Source organism: Streptomyces sp. BRA346 (genome assembly GCF_052851135.1).
Window position 1 is genome coordinate 38,788 of record NZ_JAIWIH010000035.1, and the last position, 22,786, is coordinate 61,573.

21 protein-coding genes are annotated in these 22,786 nt (G+C 72.0%); 9 read left to right on the forward strand and 12 right to left on the reverse strand.

The features are described from left to right. Nucleotides 1-3: 3 nt before the first annotated feature. Nucleotides 4-1,182 (reverse strand): PucR family transcriptional regulator, encoded by a 1,179-nt coding sequence (locus tag LCH29_RS32535; RefSeq protein WP_446465280.1) that lies wholly within the window; start codon nt 1,180-1,182, stop codon nt 4-6. A 496-nt stretch (nt 1,183-1,678) separates the two neighbouring features. Here LCH29_RS32535 and LCH29_RS32540 point away from each other — a divergent pair, with 496 nt between their 5' ends. The 4 genes from LCH29_RS32540 (at nt 1,679) to LCH29_RS32555 (ending at nt 5,736) form a co-directional block, all read left to right on the forward strand. Continuing rightward, the gene (locus LCH29_RS32540) at nt 1,679-2,419 is read left to right on the forward strand and encodes a hypothetical protein (RefSeq protein ID WP_446465281.1); all 741 of its coding nucleotides are present in this window, start codon (nt 1,679-1,681) and stop codon (nt 2,417-2,419) included. Further along, nucleotides 2,416-3,930 (forward strand): NADH-ubiquinone oxidoreductase-F iron-sulfur binding region domain-containing protein, encoded by a 1,515-nt coding sequence (locus LCH29_RS32545; RefSeq protein ID WP_446465282.1) that lies wholly within the window; start codon nt 2,416-2,418, stop codon nt 3,928-3,930. The genes LCH29_RS32540 and LCH29_RS32545 overlap by 4 nt, the downstream gene beginning before the upstream one ends. A 220-nt stretch (nt 3,931-4,150) precedes the next feature. Further along, nucleotides 4,151-5,143, forward strand: a complete 993-nt coding sequence (locus tag LCH29_RS32550; RefSeq protein ID WP_446465283.1) for an SCO0930 family lipoprotein — start codon at nt 4,151-4,153, stop codon at nt 5,141-5,143. Between the two features lie 83 nt (nt 5,144-5,226). Then, nucleotides 5,227-5,736 carry a hypothetical protein gene (locus tag LCH29_RS32555; RefSeq protein ID WP_446465284.1) on the forward strand — a complete coding sequence of 170 codons (510 nt, stop codon included), beginning with the start codon at nt 5,227-5,229 and terminating at the stop codon, nt 5,734-5,736. 28 nt (nt 5,737-5,764) lie between these two features. Here LCH29_RS32555 and LCH29_RS32560 read toward each other — a convergent pair whose 3' ends face one another. Both LCH29_RS32560 and LCH29_RS32565 read right to left on the reverse strand, forming a co-directional pair. Further along, complete coding sequence (locus LCH29_RS32560) at nt 5,765-6,442, reverse strand: HAD family hydrolase (protein WP_446465285.1); 678 nt, start codon at nt 6,440-6,442, stop codon at nt 5,765-5,767. 287 nt (nt 6,443-6,729) lie between these two features. Then, nucleotides 6,730-7,590, reverse strand: a complete 861-nt coding sequence (locus tag LCH29_RS32565; RefSeq protein ID WP_446465286.1) for a ScbA/BarX family gamma-butyrolactone biosynthesis protein — start codon at nt 7,588-7,590, stop codon at nt 6,730-6,732. A gap of 187 nt (nt 7,591-7,777) precedes the next feature. On the opposite strand from LCH29_RS32565, the gene LCH29_RS32570 reads away from it, so the two are divergent. Next, entirely contained in the window at nt 7,778-8,410 is a 633-nt protein-coding gene (locus tag LCH29_RS32570; RefSeq protein ID WP_446465287.1) for a ScbR family autoregulator-binding transcription factor, read from the forward strand. A gap of 24 nt (nt 8,411-8,434) precedes the next feature. On the opposite strand, the gene LCH29_RS32575 is transcribed toward LCH29_RS32570, so the two are convergent. The 9 genes from LCH29_RS32575 to LCH29_RS32615 all read right to left on the reverse strand — a co-directional run bounded on the left by LCH29_RS32575 (nt 8,435) and on the right by LCH29_RS32615 (nt 17,836). Beyond that, the gene (locus LCH29_RS32575; RefSeq protein WP_446465288.1) at nt 8,435-9,232 is read right to left on the reverse strand and encodes an endonuclease I family protein; all 798 of its coding nucleotides are present in this window, start codon (nt 9,230-9,232) and stop codon (nt 8,435-8,437) included. 138 nt (nt 9,233-9,370) lie between these two features. Beyond that, a complete protein-coding gene (locus tag LCH29_RS32580) occupies nt 9,371-10,072 on the reverse strand; it encodes an SDR family NAD(P)-dependent oxidoreductase (protein ID WP_446465289.1) in 702 nt (233 codons plus the stop codon). Next, nucleotides 10,065-11,270, reverse strand: coding sequence for a sialidase family protein (locus LCH29_RS32585; protein WP_446465290.1), 1,206 nt, complete (start codon nt 11,268-11,270; stop codon nt 10,065-10,067). The genes LCH29_RS32580 and LCH29_RS32585 overlap by 8 nt, the downstream gene beginning before the upstream one ends. Before the next feature lie 341 nt (nt 11,271-11,611). Further along, entirely contained in the window at nt 11,612-12,631 is a 1,020-nt protein-coding gene (locus LCH29_RS32590; RefSeq protein ID WP_446465291.1) for an aldo/keto reductase, read from the reverse strand. Next, nucleotides 12,628-13,500, reverse strand: coding sequence for an ATP-binding cassette domain-containing protein (locus LCH29_RS32595; RefSeq protein WP_446465292.1), 873 nt, complete (start codon nt 13,498-13,500; stop codon nt 12,628-12,630). Before LCH29_RS32595 ends, LCH29_RS32590 begins: the two co-directional genes overlap by 4 nt. Next, nucleotides 13,497-14,369 (reverse strand): ABC transporter ATP-binding protein, encoded by an 873-nt coding sequence (locus LCH29_RS32600; RefSeq protein WP_446465293.1) that lies wholly within the window; start codon nt 14,367-14,369, stop codon nt 13,497-13,499. The genes LCH29_RS32595 and LCH29_RS32600 overlap by 4 nt, the downstream gene beginning before the upstream one ends. Next, complete coding sequence (locus LCH29_RS32605; protein WP_446465294.1) at nt 14,369-15,295, reverse strand: ABC transporter permease; 927 nt, start codon at nt 15,293-15,295, stop codon at nt 14,369-14,371. Before LCH29_RS32605 ends, LCH29_RS32600 begins: the two co-directional genes overlap by 1 nt. A gap of 3 nt (nt 15,296-15,298) precedes the next feature. Beyond that, complete coding sequence (locus LCH29_RS32610) at nt 15,299-16,228, reverse strand: ABC transporter permease (RefSeq protein ID WP_446465295.1); 930 nt, start codon at nt 16,226-16,228, stop codon at nt 15,299-15,301. Between the two features lie 3 nt (nt 16,229-16,231). After that, nucleotides 16,232-17,836, reverse strand: a complete 1,605-nt coding sequence (locus tag LCH29_RS32615; RefSeq protein ID WP_446465296.1) for an ABC transporter substrate-binding protein — start codon at nt 17,834-17,836, stop codon at nt 16,232-16,234. 250 nt (nt 17,837-18,086) lie between these two features. Between LCH29_RS32615 and LCH29_RS32620 the strand changes: the two genes are divergently transcribed. The 4 genes from LCH29_RS32620 (at nt 18,087) to LCH29_RS32635 (ending at nt 22,770) form a co-directional block, all read left to right on the forward strand. Continuing rightward, nucleotides 18,087-19,355: a four-carbon acid sugar kinase family protein gene (locus LCH29_RS32620; protein WP_446465447.1), complete on the forward strand. Its 1,269-nt coding sequence runs from the start codon at nt 18,087-18,089 to the stop codon at nt 19,353-19,355. Then, nucleotides 19,352-20,380, forward strand: coding sequence for a 4-hydroxythreonine-4-phosphate dehydrogenase PdxA (gene pdxA / locus LCH29_RS32625; RefSeq protein ID WP_446465297.1), 1,029 nt, complete (start codon nt 19,352-19,354; stop codon nt 20,378-20,380). The genes LCH29_RS32620 and pdxA overlap by 4 nt, the downstream gene beginning before the upstream one ends. A 22-nt stretch (nt 20,381-20,402) precedes the next feature. Then, nucleotides 20,403-21,194: a DeoR/GlpR family DNA-binding transcription regulator gene (locus LCH29_RS32630; protein ID WP_446465298.1), complete on the forward strand. Its 792-nt coding sequence runs from the start codon at nt 20,403-20,405 to the stop codon at nt 21,192-21,194. A 607-nt stretch (nt 21,195-21,801) separates the two neighbouring features. Further along, a complete protein-coding gene (locus LCH29_RS32635; protein ID WP_446465299.1) occupies nt 21,802-22,770 on the forward strand; it encodes an alpha/beta hydrolase in 969 nt (322 codons plus the stop codon). Nucleotides 22,771-22,786: the final 16 nt, after the last annotated feature.

The window sequence follows — 22,786 nt, forward strand, 5'->3', positions numbered from 1 at the left end:
TGGTCAGAGGCCGTTGACGCGTGCCTCCCGGGCGATTCCCAGCGGACGGACGCCTGGGGCAGCGCCGGTGCGGGGTCGTCGGCTCACCCGGGACGCATGGCGCCGGATGCGGTCCATCTGCGCCATCAGCCTGCGGCCGCGCAATGCCATCTCCAGCTCGAACCGTATTCGCGGGTCACGCAGGCCCGGGCCGAAGAGCTTCTCTATCTGGCGCAGGCGGTATCGCACGGTCTGCGGATGCACCTTCAGCGCCTTGGCCGCTTCGGGCGCGCCACCGCCCTCGAGCCAGGCCAGCAGGGTCATCTGGAGCCGTTCGCTCTGCCGGGGGGTCAGCCCGACCAGCGGCTTGAGCCAGCGCGCGGCCAGCGCCCGGACGAGGGACTCGTCCTGGAGCAGCAGCAGCATCGACAGGTGGTCGTCGACGAAGAGCACCCGGGGTTCGGGCCCGCCGCGGCCGGGGGCCATGGTCAGCAGCCGCCGGGCCCAACGGACCGATGACGCCGCGTCGTTCAGCGGTACCACATGGCCCACGGCGGCGGTCCGGCCGCGCAGCGCGGCTTCCAGCGCGCCACGGGTGCCGGGGTCCACGGGGGCCTCCCGGTCCGGGTCCCGTTCGCCGTCCTGGAGCCGCTCCGCGCCCTGGTCGGGAGCGGGGTCGGCGTCGGCGTCCGGGTCGGGGATCAGCAGGCACAGCTCGTCGCCGACGGCGCCGATCAGCGTGTCTCCCAGCACGGAGGCCAGTGGCGGTGCCTCGCCCGGAGTGGGCAGGGCGATGGCCTGGACGGTCTCCGGCAGCGGCCACCGGGCCGCCCGGGACAGCTCGGCCAACGTCCGCTCGGACACCGAGACTTCGCCGATCAGGGCCTCGAACAGGTCGCGCCGGGCCCGCTCGGGCGGGATGTCGGTGGGCGCCTCGTCACCGTAAGCGGCGTCGGAGAGGGCCGGGGCTCCGGCGCCCTCCTCGCCCGGCTTCCGGTAGCCGAGCGCCGCCAGGAGAGCCTGCTCGACTTCCCAGCGGACCTTTTCACGCTCAGAGTCCTCCAGAAGGTCGGCGAATCCCGGGATTCTGTGCCGGAGGTTCTCGATCACCTCGTCGGCCAGGGACGGGAGCTCATTGCGCAGCACGCGGGTCCACTCGCCACGGGGGCGGGACCAGATGCGGTTCACCAGTTCGCCCATCATTACCTCGTTCTTGCCGGGGGGAGGCCCGACCGTTGGGGGGTCGGTCGGACCCGTGGAGGTTGCCTCCGTCTCCGGTCTCATCCGGTCCGGAAAGGGAGTCGAGGGTCCTCCGCTACCTCATAGAGGACCCCAACCCCTACCGGTCCCGGCGCTTTGCCGGGTCTTTGCCATCGGGATGACAGTGGATCAGCCGTAGACGGTCTGGGCAGTGTTCATACACGAGAAGTTGTCACGTTACGACAAATCTTATGGAGATCAGGTGTAGTTCCGAGAAGCTGCTGCCCCCAAGACGACTTTGACGTATCTCGTCATCCGCGCGGAACACGCGCGATCGGGAGGCTCCATGTCCATGTCCCAAACGCCTTCTCCCTCACAGGGGCGCCACGGGGGACGCCAAGCACCTGGAGGACGACGAGCCGCTCGCCGGACTCGGCGGGACCAGCCCGGTATCGGGTGGTCCCGGAACATCCGCATCTACGCTATCGTCGCGACCGTCGTGCTGTCCCTCATCGTGACGTACAACGCCGGCGCTTTCAGCCAGACTTTCCTCTTCCTCGACTTCGGCGCCGGGGTGCTCGCCCTGGTCTGCCTCAGCTCAGCGGTGCTGTGGGGGCTCGCCGCGACCGACCAACTGATCCTGCACTCCAACCACCGGCTCATCGCCCAGGGCATCCACCGGGCGGCCGCAGTGGCCGGCCTGCTCTTTCTCGGCATTCACATCTGGGTGAAGGTCGCCGAGAGCCACACGAACGCAGCTTCGATCGTGCTACCGTTCGCTGACGCAAAGCAGCCGATGCTGATCGGGCTCGGAACCATTGCCGGTTACCTCTTCGTCATCGCGGCGGTGACCGGAGCGGTCCGCAGCTCGTTCGCCGCGGCGGGCAACTCCCGCTGGCGGTACCGGTGGTGGCGGGCGCTCCACGTGGGCGCCTACCCCGCCTGGGGCCTCGCGCTGATCCATGGTCTGAAGGCCGGACGTGAGGCCAAGATCTGGGCGACATACGGCTACATCGCGGCTCTCGCCGGAGTGGCCATCGCGCTGTGGATGCGGCTCGCAGCCCGGCGCAGCCAGGACGACGATCGAGGGGACGGCATCTCGGTGAGGAACCCGCCTGCCCGCGGCCTTCAGGAAGGCCGCACCCGGCGCGCCGCGCCCACTGTGCCGCGGCCCCGTTCGGCCAACTCGGGCCGACGGGACGGTGAACGCCTCGGTGCCTCCCGTGGGTGGGACCGGTGATCACGACAAAACCCAGGCTGGCCTGTGTCGATCCGCCCCGGCTGCTCGCCGGGCTGGACGAGGCGTACCGACTCGACCGGGTCGGCCACTTGACGGTGCACGGCACGATGCCCGCCCTGCGGGCGGACGAACTCGTCGCGCTCGCGGAGAACATCGATCTCCGCGGGCGCGGCGGGGCCGGTTTCCCCTTCGCCAAGAAGGTCACGGCGGTCGTCGAGGCGGCGGGCCGTGCGGGCGGCCGCTGCAACGTGGTGGTCAACGGCAGTGAGGGCGAGCCCAGTTGCCTCAAGGACACCGCCCTGCTGCTGCACACCCCGCATCTGGTGATCGACGGCGCCACACTGGCCGCCGAGGCGATCGGCGCCGAGGAGGTCGTCATCGCCTGCCACCGACCGGATGTCGAGGAGTCGCTGAAGGCCGCCATCGCCGAGCGCGGGCCCAGCGGGGTCCCGGTGGAAGTGAGCGTGACGCCCGACCGGTTCGTGGCCGGTGAGGGCGGCGCCGTCATCAACGGCATCAGCGGCGCCCCGGCCATCCCCAACGGCCGGAAGATCCGGTCCAGCGAGAACGGCCTCGGCGGGCTGCCCACCCTGCTGTCCAACACCGAGACCTACGCCCAGCTCGCCGTCGCGGCGCGGATGGGCGCCCTGCCGTACCGCTCGGTGGGGCTGCCCACCGAGCCGGGCACGACCCTGCTGACGGTCGGCGGCAAGTACGTGATGGAGACGCCGACCGGGGTGCCGCTGACCTACGTCCTGGAACTGTGCGGGCTCACCCCCGGCCAGGGCGTGCTGGTGGGCGGCTACCACGGCAAGTGGCTGGACCCGAAGAGCATCAACGCCACCACCATCTCGCGCGAGTCCATGAAGAAGTACGGCGCGCGGCTGGGCGCGGGCGCGGTGCTGCCCATCCCCGAGGACACCTGCCCGCTCGGCGAGACCGCGCGGGTGGCCCGCTGGCTGGCCGCCGAGACGGCCGGTCAGTGCGGTCCCTGCTTCATCGGGCTGCCCGCCCTCGCGGATGCGATCGGGCAGGTGGAGCGGGGCGGCGGGCAGTCGGCCATCGACAATGTGCGCGCGTACATCAACTCGGTGCGCAAGCGAGGCGCGTGCAGCCACCCCGATGGCACGGCCGGATTCGTGACCACGGCGCTGGACGCGTTTCCCGAGGAGTTCGAGTCCCATGCGATGGGCGCGGGCTGCGGGCGGCCCACGCTCGGCGTACTGCCGATGCCCGAGGAGACCCAGCCGCTGGCCCTGCCGACCGGTCAGGCGTCCGCGCCACCGCGCGCGGAGCGGCAGCAGCGGGGCCCGATGGAGAAGCTCCTGGTGGACTGGTCGCTGTGCCAGGGCCACGGGCTGTGCGCGGACATCCTGCCGCCCGAGGTGCTGACGCTCGGCATCGACGGCTACCCGTCCTCCGCCCGGATGGACGTGCCCCGCCAGCTGCGCGGACAGGCGGTGCGCGCGGTGCGCCGCTGCCCCGCGCTGGCGCTGCGCATCGAGGAGTAGTCCGCCTTCGAAGACCCCCTCCCACGACGGCCGTTGCGCAACGGCCGTCGCTTGTTTGTGCGCCCTCGTATCCCGTGTTCGTGCGCGCTCGTATCCAGCGTTTTTTGCGTCTGGTGACAAATTTTTAACTGACTGAACGTCCCTCGCCACGGGCTCCGTATGGGCATGGTGTCGGCGCCTTCACCGCCGGACACCGATAAGGATTTCGCAGGGAGTGGTCATGGAGAAGCGGCGTCAGATCGCATTTGCGGGAGTGTCCGCGGCGATGGTCATGCTGACGGCGGCGTGTGGCAGCAATGACACCTCCGCGGGCAGCGCGAACGTCCAGCCCGTGGGCGGCAGCAGCCAGACGGCGAGTGCGGGTGCATCGGCGTCGGCGGGTGCGGGCGCGGCGGCCGCGGGGGCCGGCGCGACCGGTGGGTACGGCAGTGACACCGGCGCGGCGGCGGGCAGTGGCGAGGCGGGCGGGAGCAAGACCGGCGCGGCGAAGGAGCTCGCGGTCAAGAGCGACGCCAAGCTCGGCAAGTTCGTGTCCGACAGCGCGGGGATGACCCTCTACCGGTTCGACGAGGACACCCCCAAGCCCGCCAAGTCCAACTGCAACGACGCGTGCGCCACCAAGTGGCCGCCGGTCCCCGCGGACGACGCCACGGCCGGCGCGGGCATCGACTCCAAGAAGCTCGGCAAGGTCAAGCGCTCCGACGGCAGCGAGCAGCTGACCCTGGAGGGCTGGCCGGTCTACCGCTACGCGGGCGACACCAAGGCGGGCGACACCAAGGGCCAAGGCGTGGGCGGCACCTGGAACGCGCTGGCCCCGGACGGCAAGCCGGCCGGCAAGAAGGCCGGGGGCGGCGCCCTGGAGCTGATGGTCAACAACAACGCCGACCTGGGCAAGATCATGGTGAACGGCGAGGGCATGACCGTCTACCGGTTCGACAAGGACAGCGCGTGGCCGATGAAGACGGCCTGCGTCGACGCCGCCTGCCTGGACAAGTGGAAGCCGGTCAAGGCCATCGACACCACCAAGGTCTCCGGGGTGGACGCCTCGAAGGTGACCTCCTTCACCCGCCCCGACGGCACCAAGCAGGCCGCCTTCGACTGCTGGCTGCTCTACACCTTCGCCGGGGACAAGAAGCCGGGCGACACCAACGGCCAGGGCGTCAAGGGCACCTGGTTCGCGCTCGACGACAAGGGCAAGAAGGTGACCCAGTAAGACGGCACGATGGTCCATCCCGACGGGGGCCCGGAGCGGCGGCGCTTCGGGCTCCCCGCCGGACCTCGACGGGAGGGTTTGAAGTGTCACGCGTACTCCGTGCCGCCGCGCTCGGTGCGGCATTGCTCTGTGCGGGCGGCCTGGTGAGCGGCTGTGGCGGAAGCAGCCATGCGGACGGCAAGAAGAAGGAGCAGGCGCACGCCGCCAAGGAGCTGGGGAAGCCGGGCAAGCCCGCGGCCCTGACGCAGATCGCCGACGCCATCGGCTGCAAGGCGACCATCGTCACCGAGGCGGACGAACTGCGCCAGGGCTCCTGCCAGTCCAGCAAGGGCGACCGGTACACCATGGTCACCTTCGCCACCGCGAAGGGCCAGACGGACTGGCTGAACACCTCGAAGGACTACGGGGGCATGTATCTGGTCGGTGCCCGCTGGTCGGTCACCGGTCAGTCCTCGAAATCCCTCAAGCCCCTGCGCGCGAAGCTCGGCGGCGCCATCGAGCAGGGCTCGATGATGCACCACGGTGGGTCGAAGTCCCAGGGTGGTTCCGAGTCGGGCGGCGGCAAGGAGCACGACGGGATGAAGATGGACTGACCGGTGCACGGATCCTCCCTTTAGGGCCTCAAGCCGCCCGGGATTCGGCCCACTTGAGGAGGTCGGGGTCGGCGAGCGTGGAGACCCACAGATCCACCGGGGGACGTTCGTCGACGGGTTTGCGCGGTCCCACGCCGAGCACCCTCAGCCCGGCCCGGGAGGCGGACAGGAAGCCGCAGTGGGAGTCCTCCACCGCTAGCGCGTCACCGGGGGCCGCACCGCACAGGCGGGCGGCCGCCAGATACACATCGGGATGGGGTTTGGGCCGCACTTCCCCGCCGGGGACGAGCACATGGTCGAAGTAGCGCAGCAGCCCGGCCTTGGAGAGCCCGTCCTCGACCACGTCGCGCGGGCAGTTGCTCGCCACGGCCAGCGGTGCGAACGCCGCCGCCTTGTGGACGAGTTCGGCCGCGCCCGGCATGGTGACCGGGTCTTCGGCGACCAGTCTGCGGAATGCGCTCAGCAGCTGCCGGGTCATCTCGTCGGCGAGGTCCGGGAGTCCGGCGAATTCGGCCATCATGCGGCCGCATTCGGTGTAGTGGAGCCCCTTGGTGCGCCCCGCGAACTCCTCGTCGCAGACGGCCCCGTAGTCCGCGAGCACCACTTCGCGGGCCTTTTCCCAGTGCCGTTCGGAGTCCATCAGAGTGCCGTCACAGTCGAAGACGATGGCGGCGGGGGTCCATGCGAGAAGGGTTTCTGCTGTCATCTGCCTGCCGTTCCAGGAGAGATGGGGGAATCGGCGCAGGATTCGCCTGTAGCCACGGGGAGCAGCGCGGTGAATTTCTGGGCGGGCGCTGCGCGCCGAATGCCGGATGTGGCATGGAAAAGCCGTACAGGCGGAGAATTGCCTGCCCGAAACATAACGATCACTACGTTAGTGAGATGACCCCGAGTAAGCAAGGGGTCACTCAGCGTCGGCGGTTTGTTCGTCGCTCAGCGCGTTCGCCGCTCGTGGTGTTCGTCGTTCGGGGTGTTCGTCGTCCTGGTGTGCGGTCAGCCGTACTGGAGCACACCGACCGCCGTGCAGATGTCCGCCTGGCGCAGCCGGAAGACACACGTTCTGCCGTGGGAGACGCACTCGACCACGGCGGGCGGATGGGACTCGGTGAACCGGATCGCCTTCATCCGGCAGGCCAGGGGGCGGATCAGCAGGCCCCCGGTGGCCAGCGCCGCGGCCTGCCGGGCGCCCTCCAGCAGCACCAGCCCCGGCACATGGTCGCTCCAGTGGTCGAAGAAGAACGGGTGGCGGGGGTCCGCGGGGTCCAGGTACACCACTCCCCCGTCCCGCACCACCAGCACGTCCCGGGCCGCCGGTACGCCCAACTGCCCTGGTGAGGGCCGTACGGCGGCGCGCAGTCGGCGCCTCGCGGTCTGGCCCGAGTGGGCGGAGCGGGTCTCCGCGTAGGCCGTGCCGTCGAGGAAGCGGGCGGTGCCCCCGGCCCGCGCAAAGATCCGGCCACCCGCCCACAGACCGACGTCGAGCCGCATGCCGGACACGCACCGCCCGGTGGGCTGTGCGGTGCGGACGTCCGTCACCGCGATCCGGCAGGTGATGTCGGTCGCCCCGTGCGGGGCGCGGGGCTCGGTCTCCGGGTCGAGCCGGAAGAACAGGTCGCGGATCAGGAAGTGCGCGCCCGCGGGCACGGCGTAGTACCGGGTCGGGATGTAGATCCCCAGTTCGCGCAGCGTTTCGGCGATCATCAGCGGATGGTGCCGGCCGTCCCCGCCGTGCGGGAACGTCGGATGGGAGCGGGGCCACTGGGCGGCCGCCTCGAACCGTCCGTCACCCAGCGTACGGACGTCGGTGAGCAGCACCTCGGCCACCGAAACCCGGTGCACGGCTTCACGCGCCACGGTGCGGGACCAACTGAGCGGCCGACCGGTGGGACCGGTCGGCTCCGAGAGGCCGCGAGCCTCGCGAACGATCACCATAAAATACTAATAATGTTTGACCTGTCTGTCCTCATCACCATCAGCGGCCGAAAGTCCGCTAAGTTCACTCCGTCACACCGGACCGGCTGATTGATAGGACGACGAACACGTGCAAGAACGGGCCGAACAAACACGCCGGTCTCTTCTGGAAGCGGCCGCATCCCTTTTCGACGAACGCGGCTACGCCGGAACGAGCATCAGCGACATCACCGCCCGTTCGGGTCACACCAGCGGGGCGATTTACTTCCACTACACCAGCAAGGAAAGACTCGCCCTCGCCGTGGTGCAGGAACACTTCGCCACCTGGCCGCCCCTGATCGACCGGCACTCCGGACTCCATGTGCCCGCCCTGGAGCAGCTCGTCCGGCTCAGCTTCGCGGTGGCCCGCGCCTTCCGCGATGACATCGTGGTACGGGCGGGGGCCCGGCTGTGGACCGAGCGCTCCCTGATCGCGGCGCCCTTCCCGCCCCCGTTCATCGGGTGGATCGACGCCGTCGGGGCCATGCTGGAACGGGCCCACGGCGAGGGCGAGCTGGCCGCCCACGTCGATCCGCTGCCCGCGGCCAGGACCATCGTGTGTGCCTTCTTCGGCCTGCACACGGTGTCCGAGGCCCTCGACGGGCGGCGGCTCGTCGAGGACCATCTGGCCGAACTGTGGACCCTGCTGCTGCCCTCGCTGCGGGCCGCCCCCGGACACCCCGGACGCACCGCCGAGCTGCTGGCGGCGGCCCGGGGCGCGTGACCGGGGGCCGGATGCGGGGCCGGGTTACTTCCAGATCTCGGCGACCCACTCCGGGTGGTCGATGAACGGGTTGCGGTTGTGCTGGAAGTCGTCGTAGATGACCTGGTTGCGCTTCTTCTCGAAGGCGTCCGGCGGGTCCTCGTCGTTCCACTTCTTCAGCACGGAGAGCCGTCCCATCAAGGGCTGGCTGCCGTTGTCGACCTTGTCGTTGGGCTCGAGGTCGGGGTAGCCCTCGCCACCCTCGTAGCGGACCGACATGTACAGGATCATCCGGGCCACATCGCCCTTGACCTGGTCACGGGGCTCGAAGGAGTCGTCGTCGGTGCGGTTGCCCGGCGCCTCCCCCACCTCCGAGCCGCCCTCGTCGAAGTCCTTGTTGCCACGGGTGCTGTTGACCGAGACATCGGCCGGGCGCAGATGGTGGATGTCCGTGCCGGGCCCGGTGGACGTGCCGAAGTCGCCGTGCGACTTCGCCCAGACGTGTTCGCGGTTCCAGTCGTCGGCGTTTCCGCCGTTCGCGTCCTTGCTCTGGGACCGGCCGGTGTAGAGCAGGATGACGTTGGCGGAGTTGTCCGGGTCCTCGTCGGTCTTCTTGAGGGCGTCCCAGACCTCGTCGTACGAGAGCTTGCTGACGTCCCTGCTGATGATCTGGTTCAGGGCGTCCTTCAGCGGCTCCCCGGTCTTGCCTATCGCGTCCTTGTAGTACGTGTCGTCGTACGCCGTGCTGGTGGGTACCGCGGTGGCCGGGGTCTGCGCCGTGACGGCGACCGTCACGACGCCGGCCAGCAGTGCCAGGGATTTCCAGCGGGTCACACGGGTCATGTGTGGTGTCCTCTCCCCGATTTACGACCGTTGTTCGATCCCCGAAAGCGTGGCAGACACAGGATCGTCCAATGGTGAACATCACGAAGAGATTCCGTGTCAGGGCCATGACCGAAACAGGGCCCCCGGACCCGGTTGTCAGAGCGAGGCGCCCCCGCACATCACCAGCGTCTGGCCGGTCATCGCAGCGCCCTCCGGGCCCAGGAGGAACGACGTCAGCCCGGCCACCTCCTCGGGGCGTACGAGCCTCCCGAGCGGCGGAAGGACGGGCGGGGTACGGCTGCGGCCCGGGTCCCGCAGCATGGGGGTGTCCGTCGGCCCCGGCGCCACCACGTTCACGGTGATCCCGCGCGGCGCCAGTTCGGCCGCCCAGGACCGGGCCAGGCCCGTCAGCGCCGCCTTGGTGGCCGCGTACTGGCTCTTGCCCGGGACGCCGGTCATCGTCCGGCTGCCCACCAGCACCACCCGGCCGCCGTCCCGGACCCGGTCCACCAGCGCGTCCGCCAGGACGGTCGCCGCCTGGACGTGGATACGCCACATGAGGGACCCGTCCTCGGCGTCCAGTTCGCCCAGCCGGGCGGAGCGCTGGACGCCCGCCGCGTGCACGAGGGCGTCCAGCGGGCCGTCCTCGTCCATCGGGGTGAGCGCCTCCGGCAGCTCCTCCGGCCGGGCCAGGTCGGCCGGGAGCCAGCGCAGCCGGTCGCGGGCGCCCGGCGGGGCCGTACGGCTGATCCCGGTGATCCGCCACCCCTCGTCCAGCAGCCGGGCGGCGATGGCGGCACCGATGCCGGAGCTGGCGCCGGTGACCACGGCGTGGGGCGCGGCCGGGGGCTCAGTCATCGGCCGCCCAGTCCGGGCTGACGCGGACGTACTTGATGGCCTGGCGGTGATACGTGTACGCGATGTGCAGCGTGCCGTCCGGGGTCTGCCGGATGGTGGGATACGACAGCTCCCGGTTGAGCCGGTCGCGTGAGTTGTTGGTCAGGCAGTGCCCGTCGCCCACGTCCAGATCGCGCCGTACGGGCCAGGTGCGGCCGCCGTCGGCCGACAGCGCCAGCGTCATCGGCGCCCGGGGCGCGCCCCAGAAGGCACCGGGGGCGTCTTCCGCCTGCGCGGGGGTGGCGGCCGGAGCGTCGCCCGCCTCCCCGTCGTCGTCGATCTCGTCGTAGAGCGAGACCCGGCGGGCCGTCGCGTCCGCGCGGCTGCTGTGGTTGTACACCAGCGCCAGCCGTCCGTCGCCGAGCGGGACGTACTGGACGGAGGAGTTGTTGTTGGGCAGCCCGGTGGGCTCCGGCTCGCTCCAGTTCTCCCCGCCGTCCGTGCTGTGCGAGCGGTACACCGCGTCGGCCCACCGGCTGCGGAACAGGGCCAGCAGCGTGCCGCCCGGGAGCGGGTGGACGTTCATGTGCACACAGCCGGTGGAGCCCGGCACGGGCCGCTCCCGCCAGGTGCGGCCCTCGTCGTCGCTGATCATCACCGCGCTGGTGTCATGGTCGCCGACCCACTTGGCGCCCGGGGTGGACACGCAGTGGAACACCGGCAGCAGCCACCGCCCGCCGTCCAGGACCGCGATCGGCTGACGGATGAACACCCCGCCCCCGGCGGTGGCCGGGAAGAGGGTGCGCGGCGCGCCCCAGGTGTCCCCGTTGTCGTCCGACACCCGGACCCGGACCTCCGCGGTGTCCTGGTTGCCCGCCTGCTGGGCGGTGTAGAGCAACCACAGTTCACCGGCCGGGGTGGGGAACAGCAGCGGGTTCTGCTCCGAGCGCGCCGGGTCGTCGGACAGCCGGACCGGCTCCGACCAGGTGTCGGAGCCGGGTGCCAGCCGGGAGAACCACACGGAGATGTCCGGCACACCCTCCTGGGTGCCGCCGAACCATACGCAGCCGAGGTCGCCGCCGGGCAGCGCGGTCAGGTTGGCGGCGTGGTTCTGGACGGCGGGTGCGGGCAGGAACGCCTCCTGGCGCGCCGGGTCGCCCGGCCGCGGCCGGAGCCGCCCGTCCGTCACGGGTATCGCGGTGTCATGGTCGGCGGTCATGGGCGCCGGGCTCCTCGTGGTGTGCGGTGGTAGGTCTGTGTACGTCATCGGCCGGTCGCCCCCGCCCCGCGCCGACCCGGCGTCCGGCCTGCGGCCGGACAGCATGGCGGGGCGCGGTCCGGAACCCGCCTGCCTGGGACACGCCCAAGGCGTCCATGGCCCGGTGACGGGCCCCCGGTTCGGGGATCCAGGGTCTTCCCTCGGCGCCCGGCTCGCGGCCGGAGTGGCGCGGCGAGGCCCGTCCGGAACCCCGGCCGCGCGGGAACACGCCCGAGGCGTTCGGGCGCCCGGGGGCGGAGCCCTCGGTTCGGGAAGGGGCGGGGTGGGGAGAATCCACGGGGCTACCTGTTGTACGCGGGCATCGGCCCCCTCAGCCGGGCGCCCACCTCGTCGCACGCCGCCACCACGTCCTCCGGCAGCGGCCCCGCGGCGGCCGCGGCCAGGTTGGCGCGCAGGTGCTCGATCCGGGAGCCGCCCAGCAGCAGGGCGTCCACGCCGTCGCGGCCCAGCAGCCACCGCAGCGAGAGGTCGGTCAGCGGGATGGACGCCTCGTCGGCGATGCGCCCCAGGTCGCGGACCGCCTCGAAGAGGCGGGGGTCCCAGTAGCGCTGCCGGTACATCGCGGCGAGCCTGGAGTCGCCGAAGCGGCCGGACTCGGGGGCCTCCCCGAAGACATGACGCCCCGTCAACATGCCGCCGCCCAGCGGGTTGTAGACCATCGTGCGCAGGCCAGTGGTGGCCGCGTACTCCCGGTACTCCTCCTCGATGCGCCGGGCCAGCAGGTTGTACAGCTGCTGCGCCACCACCGGGCGCGGGGCGCCCACCCGGTCGGCGGTGTGGGTCAGTTCGGCGATCTGCCAGGCGGCGTAGTTGGAGACGCCGAGCGCGCGGACCTTGCCCTCGGCGACGAACTCGGCGACCGTGCTCAGCGTCTCCTCCAGCGGGGCCGCGCGGTCGGGCTGGTGGAGGTAGAAGAGGTCGACGTGGTCGGTGCCGAGGCGGCGCAGGCTGCCTTCGAGGGCCGCGCGCATGCCGCGCGCGGACAGCGGGGAGTGCTCACCGGCGTCGGCGTGCGGCATCCCGGCCTTGGTGGCGAGGACGATCCGGTCGCGACGGCCGGGCAGCAGTGCGGCGAGGAGGGTTTCGGTGACGCCCCCGACGTACGCGTTGGCGGTGTCCACGCCCGTGACCCCGGCGTCGAGCGCGGCGTCCAGCATCGCCTCGGCGCCCGCCCGGTCCACCGTGTCACCGAAGGTCATGGTGCCCAGCACCAGCCGGGACAGGGGCACCGGGGCTCCGGGCACGGTCACCCCGCCGGGCGACGCCTGGGAGGTGGTGTGGGTCTGCGCGTGCGCGTTCACTGCGTTGCTCCTGAAGTTCGGTGAGGGTCCTGGCCAGGACCATGGTCCTGGTCGGTCGCGATCGCGGACACCAGGGCGCGCGGTTTGCGCCCCCGCATCGTCGCCGGGTCGAGCGCCGCGCGCCGCAGCGCCCTGGTGTACGGCTCGGTGGGCGCGGCGAGCACGTCCGCGGTCGGGCCCGATTCGACGATCCGCCCGCCGCGCATCACCACCACCTCGGAGCTGATCTCGCGGACCACTCCGAGGTTGTGGGAGATGACGATGTAGGCGAGGTTCCGTTCGGCCTGGAGTTCGCGCAGCAGCTGGAGCACCTGGGCCTGTACGGAGACGTCCAGCGCGGACGTGGCCTCGTCGCAGACGAGCAGGTCGGGCCCGCTGGCCAGGGCGCGGGCGATGCCGATCCGCTGGCGCTGGCCGCCGGAGAACTCGGCGGGGCGGCGCTGGAGGGCGCTGGTGGGCAGGCCCACCTGGTCGATCAGCTGGGCGGCCCGGCGGCCGCGCTCGGCGGCGGACCGCATCCCGGCCAGCCGCAGCGGCTCGGCCACGATCTCCTCGGCGGTCAGATGCGGGTCCAGTGATCCATACGGGTCCTGGAAAACCATCTGCACCCGGCGCCGCAGCGGCCGCAGCCGCCGCTCGGGCAGCGACGCGATGTCGGTGCCGTCGAGCAGGATGCGTCCCTCGGTGGGGCGCAGCAGCCGGACGAGGGAGCGGGCGATGGTGGACTTGCCGCAGCCGGACTCGCCGACGATGGCGAGCGCCCCGCCGGGCGCGACGGTGAAGCCGACGCCGTCCACCGCGCGGAACACACCGCCCGGGACCGGGTATTCGACCACCAGGTCCTCGACGGCCAGCAGGGGTGTGGTCACAGCGACGCCTCCTTTGCGGAAGGAGCGGCAGGGGTCTCGTCCCAGGGGCCCAGGGTGGGGACGGCGGCGAGGAGATCGCGGGTGTACGCCTCGGCGGGGTGTTCCACGATCTGTTCGACGGGCCCGGATTCCACGAAGCGGCCGCCGCGCATGACATGGATGCGGTCGGACACCAGCCGGGCCACCCCCAGGTCGTGGGTGATCATGAGGATGCCGATGCCGGTGCGTTCCTGGAGTTCCATCAGCAGGTCGAGGACGCCCGCCTGGACGGTGACGTCGAGGGCCGAGGTCGGCTCGTCGGCGACCAGCAGCTCGGGTTCGGCGGCGAGCGCGATGGCGATGAGGACGCGCTGGAGCATGCCGCCGGAGAACTGGTGGGGGTAGGCACCCCACCGGGTCTCGGGGCGGGGGATCCGTACCCGTCCGAGCAGGTCGATGCCCTGGGCGCGGGCGTCGGCGCGGGACAGCTCCGGGTGGCGGATGCGCAGCGCCTCGGCGAGCTGGCGGCCGATGGTGTGCACCGGGCTGAGCGCGGTCATCGGGTCCTGCGGGATGAGGGAGACGCCGCGGCCACGGATCCGGCGGGCCGCGCGGGGGTCGGCGACGACGTCGACGCCCTGGATGCGGGCGGTGCCGGACAGCACGGCCAGCCCCTCGGGCAGCAGCCGCAGCAGGCCCATCGCGGTGGTGGACTTGCCGGAGCCGGACTCGCCGATGAGGGTCACGGTCTCGCCCGCGGCGAGGGTGAAGCCGACGCCGTCGACCGCGCGGACCACACCGCGGTCGGTGATCAGCTCGATCTGGAAGTCCTCGACCTCCAGCAGCGGAGCCTGCCGGTCGATCGTCGCGTTGCCGGTCGCGTCGCTCATCAGGATCCCTCCGTCGCGCGTCGGCGGGTACGGTCGCGCAGCCCGTCGCCCAGCAGGTTGACCCCGACCACCAGCAGCGCGATGACGAGGCCGGGCAGGGTCACCAGCCACCAGGAGGTGGTGATGTAGTCCTGGCCGTCGGAGATGATGCGCCCCCAGGTGGCGAACGGCCGCTGGGGTCCGGCGCCGAGGTAGCTGAGCGCGCTCTCCAGCAGGACGGCCTGGGCGAGCAGCAGCAGGACGACCAGGGACGCCTGGCGGACGATGTTGGGGATGATGTGGCGGGCCAGGATGGCGATCTGGCGCAGCCCCAGCACCCGGGCGGCGGCCACGTACGGCTTCTCGCGTTCGACCAGCACCAGTGAGCGGGTCAACCGGGCCACCTCGGGCCACTGGGCGATGGCGATCACGCAGGTGATGACGGTGACGGACGGGCCGAACAGGGCGACGACGAGCAGCAGCATCATCAGCAGCGGCAGCGACATCTGCGCCTCCAGCAGCCGGGAGACGATCGCGTCCACCCAGCGGCCGAAGTATCCGGCGGCGGCGCCCGCGACGATGCCGATGAGGCCGGAGACGAGGACGGCGAGCACACCGATCGACAGGGACACCTGGCCGCCGTGCAGCACCCGGGAGAGCAGGTCGCGGCCGAGCTGGTCGGTGCCGAAGAGATGGCCGTCGGTCAGCGGGGCGAGCCGTCGGCGGGAGAGGTCCTGGTCGTTCGCGCCGGGCAGCGGCAGCAGCTGCGCGAGGGCGACGGGCACCACCACCAGCAGGGTGCACACCGTGCCCGTCCACAGCTTGAGGCCCGCGCTGCGGCGGCGCCGGGTGGCGGTCGCGCGGACCAGGTCGCGGGCGGTGACCCGGCTGGCGCGGGCCGCGGGCATGGCCTCGGCGGGGGCCGGGGGTTCGAGGGCGCCTTTCATGTCTCAGGCCGCCTTTCCCAGGCGTACCCGCGGGTCGAGCAGCGGGTACGCCAGGTCGATGAGGAGTTGGACGAGGACCGCCAGCGCGGCGGTGACCAGGACGGTGGCCTGGATCAGCGGGTAGTCGCGGGTCTCCAGGGCGCGGACGACCAGCGAGCCGACGCCGGGCCAGCCGAAGACCACCTCGACCACGACGACGCCGTTGAGCATCGCGGCGAACCGGGTGCCGAGCGCGGTGAGCACCGGGATGGCGGAGTTGCCCATGGCGTAACGCCAGGTCAGGGCGCGCTCGGAGACACCGCGGGAGCGGGCCGTGGTGACGTACGGCGAGCTGAGGGCCGCGACCATCTCGCGCCGCACCAGCCGGGAGATGAGCGCCATCTGAAGGGTTGCCACCGTGACGGTGGGCAGCACCAGGCCGCTCCAGGTGGTGAAGCCGGAGGCGGGCAGGACCGGCATCAGCACGGCGAAGACGGTCAGCAGCATGACGCCGATCCAGAAGTCCGGCATGGACTGTCCGGCGATGGTCAGCACATTGGCACCGAGTTCGCGCTTGGTGTCGGCGCGGCGGGCCATCCACACCCCCAGCGGCACGGCGACCACGGTGGTGAGCACGATCGCGGAGAGGGCGAGGGTGATGGTGTAGGGGACCCGGTCGAACACCACGTCGAAGGCGGGGGCGTGGAAGGAGTAGCTGGTCCCGAGGTCGCCGGTGAACAGATCGCGCAGGAAGACGCCGTACTGGGTGAGCAGGCTCTGATCCAGCCCGAACTGTTCACGGATCCGGGCGAGGTCCGCGGTGCTGGGGTTGGGTCCGGCCAGGGCGGCGGCCGGGTCGCCGGGTGCCATGCGCACCAGGACGAAGACGGTGGAGAGGGTCAGGAAGATGGTCAGGACGCTCTGGCCAAGGCGGCGTATCAGATAGCGCAGCACGGCTCAGCCCTCCAGGCGCACGGCGGCGAGGTCGTAGGAGTTGAGCTGGAGGAGCGTCACGTCCCGGACCCGGGAGCGGCGGGCCAGCACCACGTCGGGGACGAAGGCCCACAGGCAGGGGCGGGTGTTCCAGATTTCCCTCTGGACGGCGGCGAGCTTGGCGTTCCGCGTCTTCTCGTCGGTTTCGGCGGAGGCGTCGGCCAGCCGGTCGGCGATCTTCGGGAAGACGTAGCCCTGGTAGGTGTCGCGGGTCTTCTCCTTCTCCGGGGTGCCGCCGTACATGCCCTGGAGGCTGGTGCTGGCGTGCCCGGTGGGGACGGAGAAGCCGTTGCCGAGGACGTCCCAGTCGCCGCGGCGGCCCTGCCGCCACTGCTGGATGTCGCCGCCGGGCTCGAACTGCTGGAGCGTCGGGCGGACGCCGACGGCGCGCAGCATCTCCAGGACCGCTTCCATCACCGAGGTGTCGCCGGGGAACTCTCCGGACTCCCAGATGATCTTCACCTTGAGGTCACGGTGGCCGAGCGCGGCGAGCTGCTTGCGCGCCTTGCCGGGGTCGTGGACGTAACCGCCGGTGCGTATCGCGCCCTTGAGGGCGAGCGGGACCACGCCCTCGGCCTGCTGGGCGGATCCGGTGAGCACGTCGTCGACGAGGGACTTGCCGTCGATGGCGTAGCTCAGCGCCTCGCGCACCCGCGGGTCGGCCAGCGGATGGCCGTGGGGCTTGCGGAAGTTGAAGAACAGCTGGTTGACGCGGGTGCCGGTGGTGCGGTCGAGGCGCACCCCGGGCAGTCCGCGCAACTGCTCGGCCGAGTCGGGGGTGATGGTGTCGATGACGTCCAGTTCGCCGCTGCGGAGCGAGACGACGCGGCTGGACTCCTCGGGGACGAAGCGGACCCGCACCCCCGGGGTGGCGGGACGCCGCCCCCAGTACCGGTCGTTGGCGGCGAGCGCGTATTCGCCGGTGCCGGAGTTCGCCGAGGTGACCACGTACGGACCGGAGCCGACGCCGCCGGACAGCTCCTCGGGCCGGTTCTTGGCGGCCGGGCTGATGAGGATGTTGGCCATCAGCTGGTCGAGGATGGGGACCGGGCGCTTGGTGTGCAGATAGAACGTGCGCTCGTCCACCGCTTCGAGGGCGGGCCGCTCGGGGAACAGCCCGACGATGAACGAGCCGTTGACGCCCCAGTACATCTTCAGCGCGGTCGCCACGTCCTTGACGGTGACGGGGCTGCCGTCGGAGTAGCGCACCCCGTCCCGCAGCCGCACCGTCCAGCGGGTGGGCTCGGTCATCTCGAAGCGGTCGGCGAGCACCAGCTCCGGCAGGAGCCCCTTGCCCATCCGGGTCAGGCCCTGGCGGACCGCCCGCTGCACGGTGACGGCCGCGTCGAACTGGTTGAGCTTGTTGTCGAGGCTGACCAGGGAACGGTTCAGCCCCAGGCTGATGGCGCCGGGGCCGGGGCCACCGGTGGGGCCCGCGCACCCGGCGAGCGGGGCGAGGGCGAGACCTGCGGAGGCGCCCGCTCCGAGGCGGAGCATGGCCCGGCGGCTGATGTCCGGGCCGCGAACGTCCGGACCGCTGCGGTCCGGGTCTTGGGGGATACGGGTCATCGTTGACCTCTCGGCGGTTCTGAGGCGAGCGACCGGCTCGCTCGACCCGCTCGGACCGGGGGCCGGACGGGTCGAGGTGTCGCGGCGGTCACCGTGACATGACTGCGCGCTTTACGCAATACCTCTCGCGCGATTCGCGCAACGTGTGTCATCATCGAGACCACGGTGACCACGTGTCCGCCGTCTGATCACGTTCGATCACGCCTGATCACTTCCCCTGTCATGGCCATTCAAGGAGGTACGGGTGGAGATGCCGCCCTTCCGCGGGGTGCTGGCCATCGCCGACGACCTGTCCGGTGCCGCCGAGACGGCCGCCGGGCTGATGTCGCGCACAACGCGCAGTCGGGTGCTCCTCCTCGGACCTGCCGCAACCGGCCCCGAGGAGATATCCGCGACCGACGCACGGGCCGCTACCGTGCTGGACCTCGACTCGCGCCACTGCCCGGCCGAGGACGCGGCCGACGCGGTCCGCGGCGCACTGCGGCTGGCGCCCACGGGCGACACCCTGGTCCTGAAGAAGATCGACTCGCTGCTGCGGGGCAATGTGGCCGCCGAGGTCGCCGCGCTGGCCGCGGACGGGCCGGGCGTCGTCGTCGCCCCCGCCCTGCCGGTCGCCGGGCGCGTGGTGCGCGCGGGCGTGGTGCACCTCGGCGGGGTGCCGCTGCACGAGGGCGACGCCTGGCGCGCCGAGGCCACGGCTCCGCCGTCCTCGGTGGCCCACGCGCTGGGCGGGCTGCCCACCGCGCTGGTCCCCCTCGCGACCGTACGCGCCGCGCGGCCCACCCTGCTGTCCGCCCTGCGGGCCGCGGTGGCGGCGGGACGGGTGGCGGTCTGCGACACGGAGACCGACGCCGACCTGGACGCGATCGTCGCGGCCTCGCTCGCCGACGACCTGCGGCTACGCCTGGTCGGCACCGGCGGCCTGGCCACCGCCCTCGGCCGCCACCTGGCGGCGGAGGGGCCCGCCACGCCGGGCCCGCGCGCGGAAGCCGCGCCGTCGGCCGAATCCGCGACCGCCGACCGGCCGGTGCTGGTCGTCGTCGGTACGGCCGAGCCGGGCGCCGTCGAGCAGGTGCGCCGAGTGGTCGCCGACGGCGCCGTACACGTCCCGCTCGACCTCGCCGACCTGCTGTCGGAGCCGCTCGCTGCCGCCCTGCCCCCGCCGACGGCCCCGGTCACGGTCGTCACCATCGCCGCGGCCGAAACCCCGGCACCGTCCCTGCCCGCCCGGCGGCTCGTGCACGGACTGGCCCGGGCCGTCGCCGCCGCGCTCGCGGGGCACGGCGGCGGGGCCGATCTCGTCCTGACCGGTGGGGAGACGGCCCGCCGGGTGCTGGACGCGCTCGCGATCACCCGGCTCGACCCCGTCGGGCAGGTGCACCACGACGCCGTACACCTCAGCACTCCCGACGGGCGATCCGTCGTGACCCGCCCGGGCAGCTTCGGCGATCCCGATTCCCTGCGTCACATCGTCCGGGCGCTGCGCCCCCACTCGACCGAACGGAAGGTCACCTCATGAACGCACCCACCACCCCCGCCCCCGCCGGTCCGCTCCCGCTCATCGCGGTCACCATGGGCGACGGCGCGGGCATCGGGCCCGAGGTGATCGTCCCCGCCCTGCTCGCCCCGGAGACCCTGCGGCGCTGCCGTCCGGTGGTCATCGGGGACGCGGAGCGGCTGCGGCAGGCGGCCCGGCTCCGCGACATCGCGTGCGAGATCGTCACGGTCGGCGCGCCCGCCGAGGCCGAGTTCGGCCCGGGCCGGATCAACGTCATCGACCTCGGGCTGCTCCCCGCCGAGCTGCCCTGGGGCGAGCTGTCCGCGGTCGCCGGGGACGCCGCGTACCAGTACGTACGGGCGGCCGCCCGGCTCGCCCTGGACGGTGAGGTGCAGGGCATCTGCACCGCGCCGCTGAACAAGGAGGCCCTCCACGCGGGCGGGCACGTCTTCCCCGGCCACACCGAGCTGCTGGCCCATCTCACCGGTGTCGAGGAGGTGTCGATGATGCTGGCCACCCCGACGGTGAAGGTCATCCACGTCACCACCCACATCGGGCTCATCGACGCCGTCAACAAGATCGAGCCGGGGCTGGTCGAGCGCACCGTGCGCCGCGGCCACGACGCGATGGTCCGGGCCGGGACCCCGGAGCCGGTGATCGGGGTGTGCGGCATCAATCCGCACGCCGGGGAGAACGGGCTGTTCGGCTACGGCGAGGAGGAGGAGAAGATCGTGCCCGCGCTGGAGGTGCTGCGCAAGGACGGCATCGACGCCCGCGGACCGCTCCCCGCCGACACCGCCTTCTTCCTGGCCGGGCGCGGCGACTACGACCTGATCGTGGCCATGTACCACGACCAGGGGCACGGCCCGGTCAAGGTGCTGGGCCTGGAGGCCGGGGTCAACCTCACCGTCGGCCTCCCCGTGATCCGCACCTCCGTCGACCACGGCACCGCGTTCGACATCGCCGGTACCGGCAAGGCCGACGCCGGTAGCATGATCGAGGCGCTGCGGCAGGCCGCCGAGATGTCGCCCTCGCCCGCCCAGTGAAACCAGTGACCGAGAAGGACGCATGACATTGCCGGTACAGGGAGCACGGGCCCGGCGCGACCAGATCGTCCACCTCGCGACGACCACGGGCCTGGCCAGCGTGGAGGAGCTGTCCCGTACGTTCGGGGTCACCGCGTCCACCATCCGCCGCGACCTCGCGCAGCTGACCGCCGACGGTCGGCTGGCGCGGACGTACGGCGGAGCGATGGCCCTGGTCGCCCACCCCGAGGCGTCGCTGCGCCAGCGCACCGGCGAGGCGTTCGAGGCGAAGCGGGCCATCGCGCGCTGGGCGGCGTCGACCGTCCGTACCGGCGAGACGGTGCTGCTGGACGCGGGCTCGACCGTCGGCGCCCTCGCCCACGAGCTGCGCACGGCCGAGGGGCTGACGGTGGCCACGACCGGGCTCACCGCGCTCCAGGAGCTGGCCGACGTGGAGTCGGTGCGGGTGGAGTGCCTGGGCGGTACGCTCCGGCCGCTGAGCCAGAGCTTCCTGGGCCCGCTCGCCGAGGCGGCGCTGGAGCGCATGACGTTCGACCGGGTCTTCCTGGGCGCCGACGGGGTGACGGCCGAACACGGCATCTGCGAGGCGGATCTGCGCCAGACCCGGCTGAAGGAGCTGATGGCCCGGCGCGCCGAGCGGGTGTACGTGCTGGCGCACGCGGCCAAGGTCGGCCGGCGCCCGTTCCACACCTGGATACGGCTGCCGCCCGGCTGGACCCTGGTGACCGACGGCGGCGCCGACCCGGACGAGATCGGGGCACTGCGCGCCGGGGGCGTCGAGGTCGTGATCGCGGACGCCGGGAATTACGAATAAAACGCCACGGAATAGCAAATTGCACCGAAAAGCGGCAATCCGTGCAATCCATGGGCAATCCATAACGGATAGGATGGAATAGACCGTTATGGCGTCGGTGTTTTTCTCCCATTCGGCGCCGTAGCCATGCGTGGGCAGGGGGCGATCGGGAACCCGCCCCGCATATGAGGTGGCCACCGTCTCATGAGCTTTTGGAGGACACCGTGGCACGGCACATCAATCCCCTTTCCGCCGCCGATCCGACGCAGCCCGACGACCCGGTGCCGCCGAACCCGACCCCGTCGCCCGGGCCCGGCGGTCCGGAACCCGGCCCCGCGCCGGGGCCCGTGCCCGGTCCGCCGCCGGGACCGCCGCCGGACCCGGTGCCGTCGCCCCCGCCGGAGCCGCCGCCGAACCCCACCCCGGGGCCGCCCCCGGGCCCGTCCCCGGACCCGGTCCCCCGTCCCCCGGGCCCCGATCCGGTCCCCGACCCGTCCCCGGCGCCGGGCCCGCTGACCTGATCCGGAACACGCTTCTCCCCCTGCCGGCGTAAGCGGACGCGTGCGGGCGCGGTCGCGGTGAGATGGTCGAATCCCGGACCGGATCCCGGACCGCCAAGGAGCCGCAGATGCCGCACACCGCACCGTCCCGCCCCGTCCTGGAGCCCGCGGCCGCCGCGTTCGCCGAGGCCACCGCGAAGCCGCCGTACCTGTACCAGATGTCGCCCGCGGAGGGCCGCAGGACGGTCGACGAGCTCCAGTCCGGCGAGGTGCCCAAGCCCGAGGTGGACGAGGAGTGGATCAGCGTCACCGGGATTCCGGCCGGTGGGGTGAAGGCGCGGATCATCCGTCCGCCGAATGTCTCCGGGGCCCTTCCGGTGATCCTCTATGTGCACGGCGCGGGCTGGGTGTTCGGCGATGCGCACACGCATGACCGGCTGGCCCGGGAGCTGGCGGTCGGGGTCGGCGCGGCCGTGGTGTTCCCCGAGTACGACCTCTCCCCCGAGGCCCGCTACCCGGTGGCCCTGGAGCAGTGTTACGCGGTCGGGCAGTGGATCGTGGCGCACGGCGAGGGCGCCGGGCTCGACGCGAACCGGCTCGCGGTGGCCGGGGACTCGGTCGGCGGCAACATGACCGCCGCGCTGACCCTGCTGGCCAAGGAGCGCGGCGACATCTCCCCCGTCCAGCAGGTGCTGTTCTACCCGGTGACGGACGCGAACTTCGACACCGGCTCGTACGACCAGTTCGCCGACGGCTACTACCTGACCCGCGAGGGCATGAAGTGGTTCTGGGACCAGTACACCACCGACCCCGCGCAGCGGGCCGAGATCACCGCCTCCCCGCTGCGCGCGGAGACCAGCCAGCTCAAGGGGCTGCCGCCCGCGCTGGTCATCACCGGTGAGGCCGATGTGCTGCGGGACGAGGGCGAGGCGTACGCGAACAAGCTCCGCGACGCCGGGGTGCCGGTGACCGCGCTGCGCATGCAGGGCATCATCCATGACTTCCTGATGCTCGACGCGCTGCGGGACACCCATGCGGCACGGGCCGCGCTCACCCTGGCCGTGGACACCCTGCGCGACGCGCTCGGCACGGCCTGACCCCGGTATCCCCGGT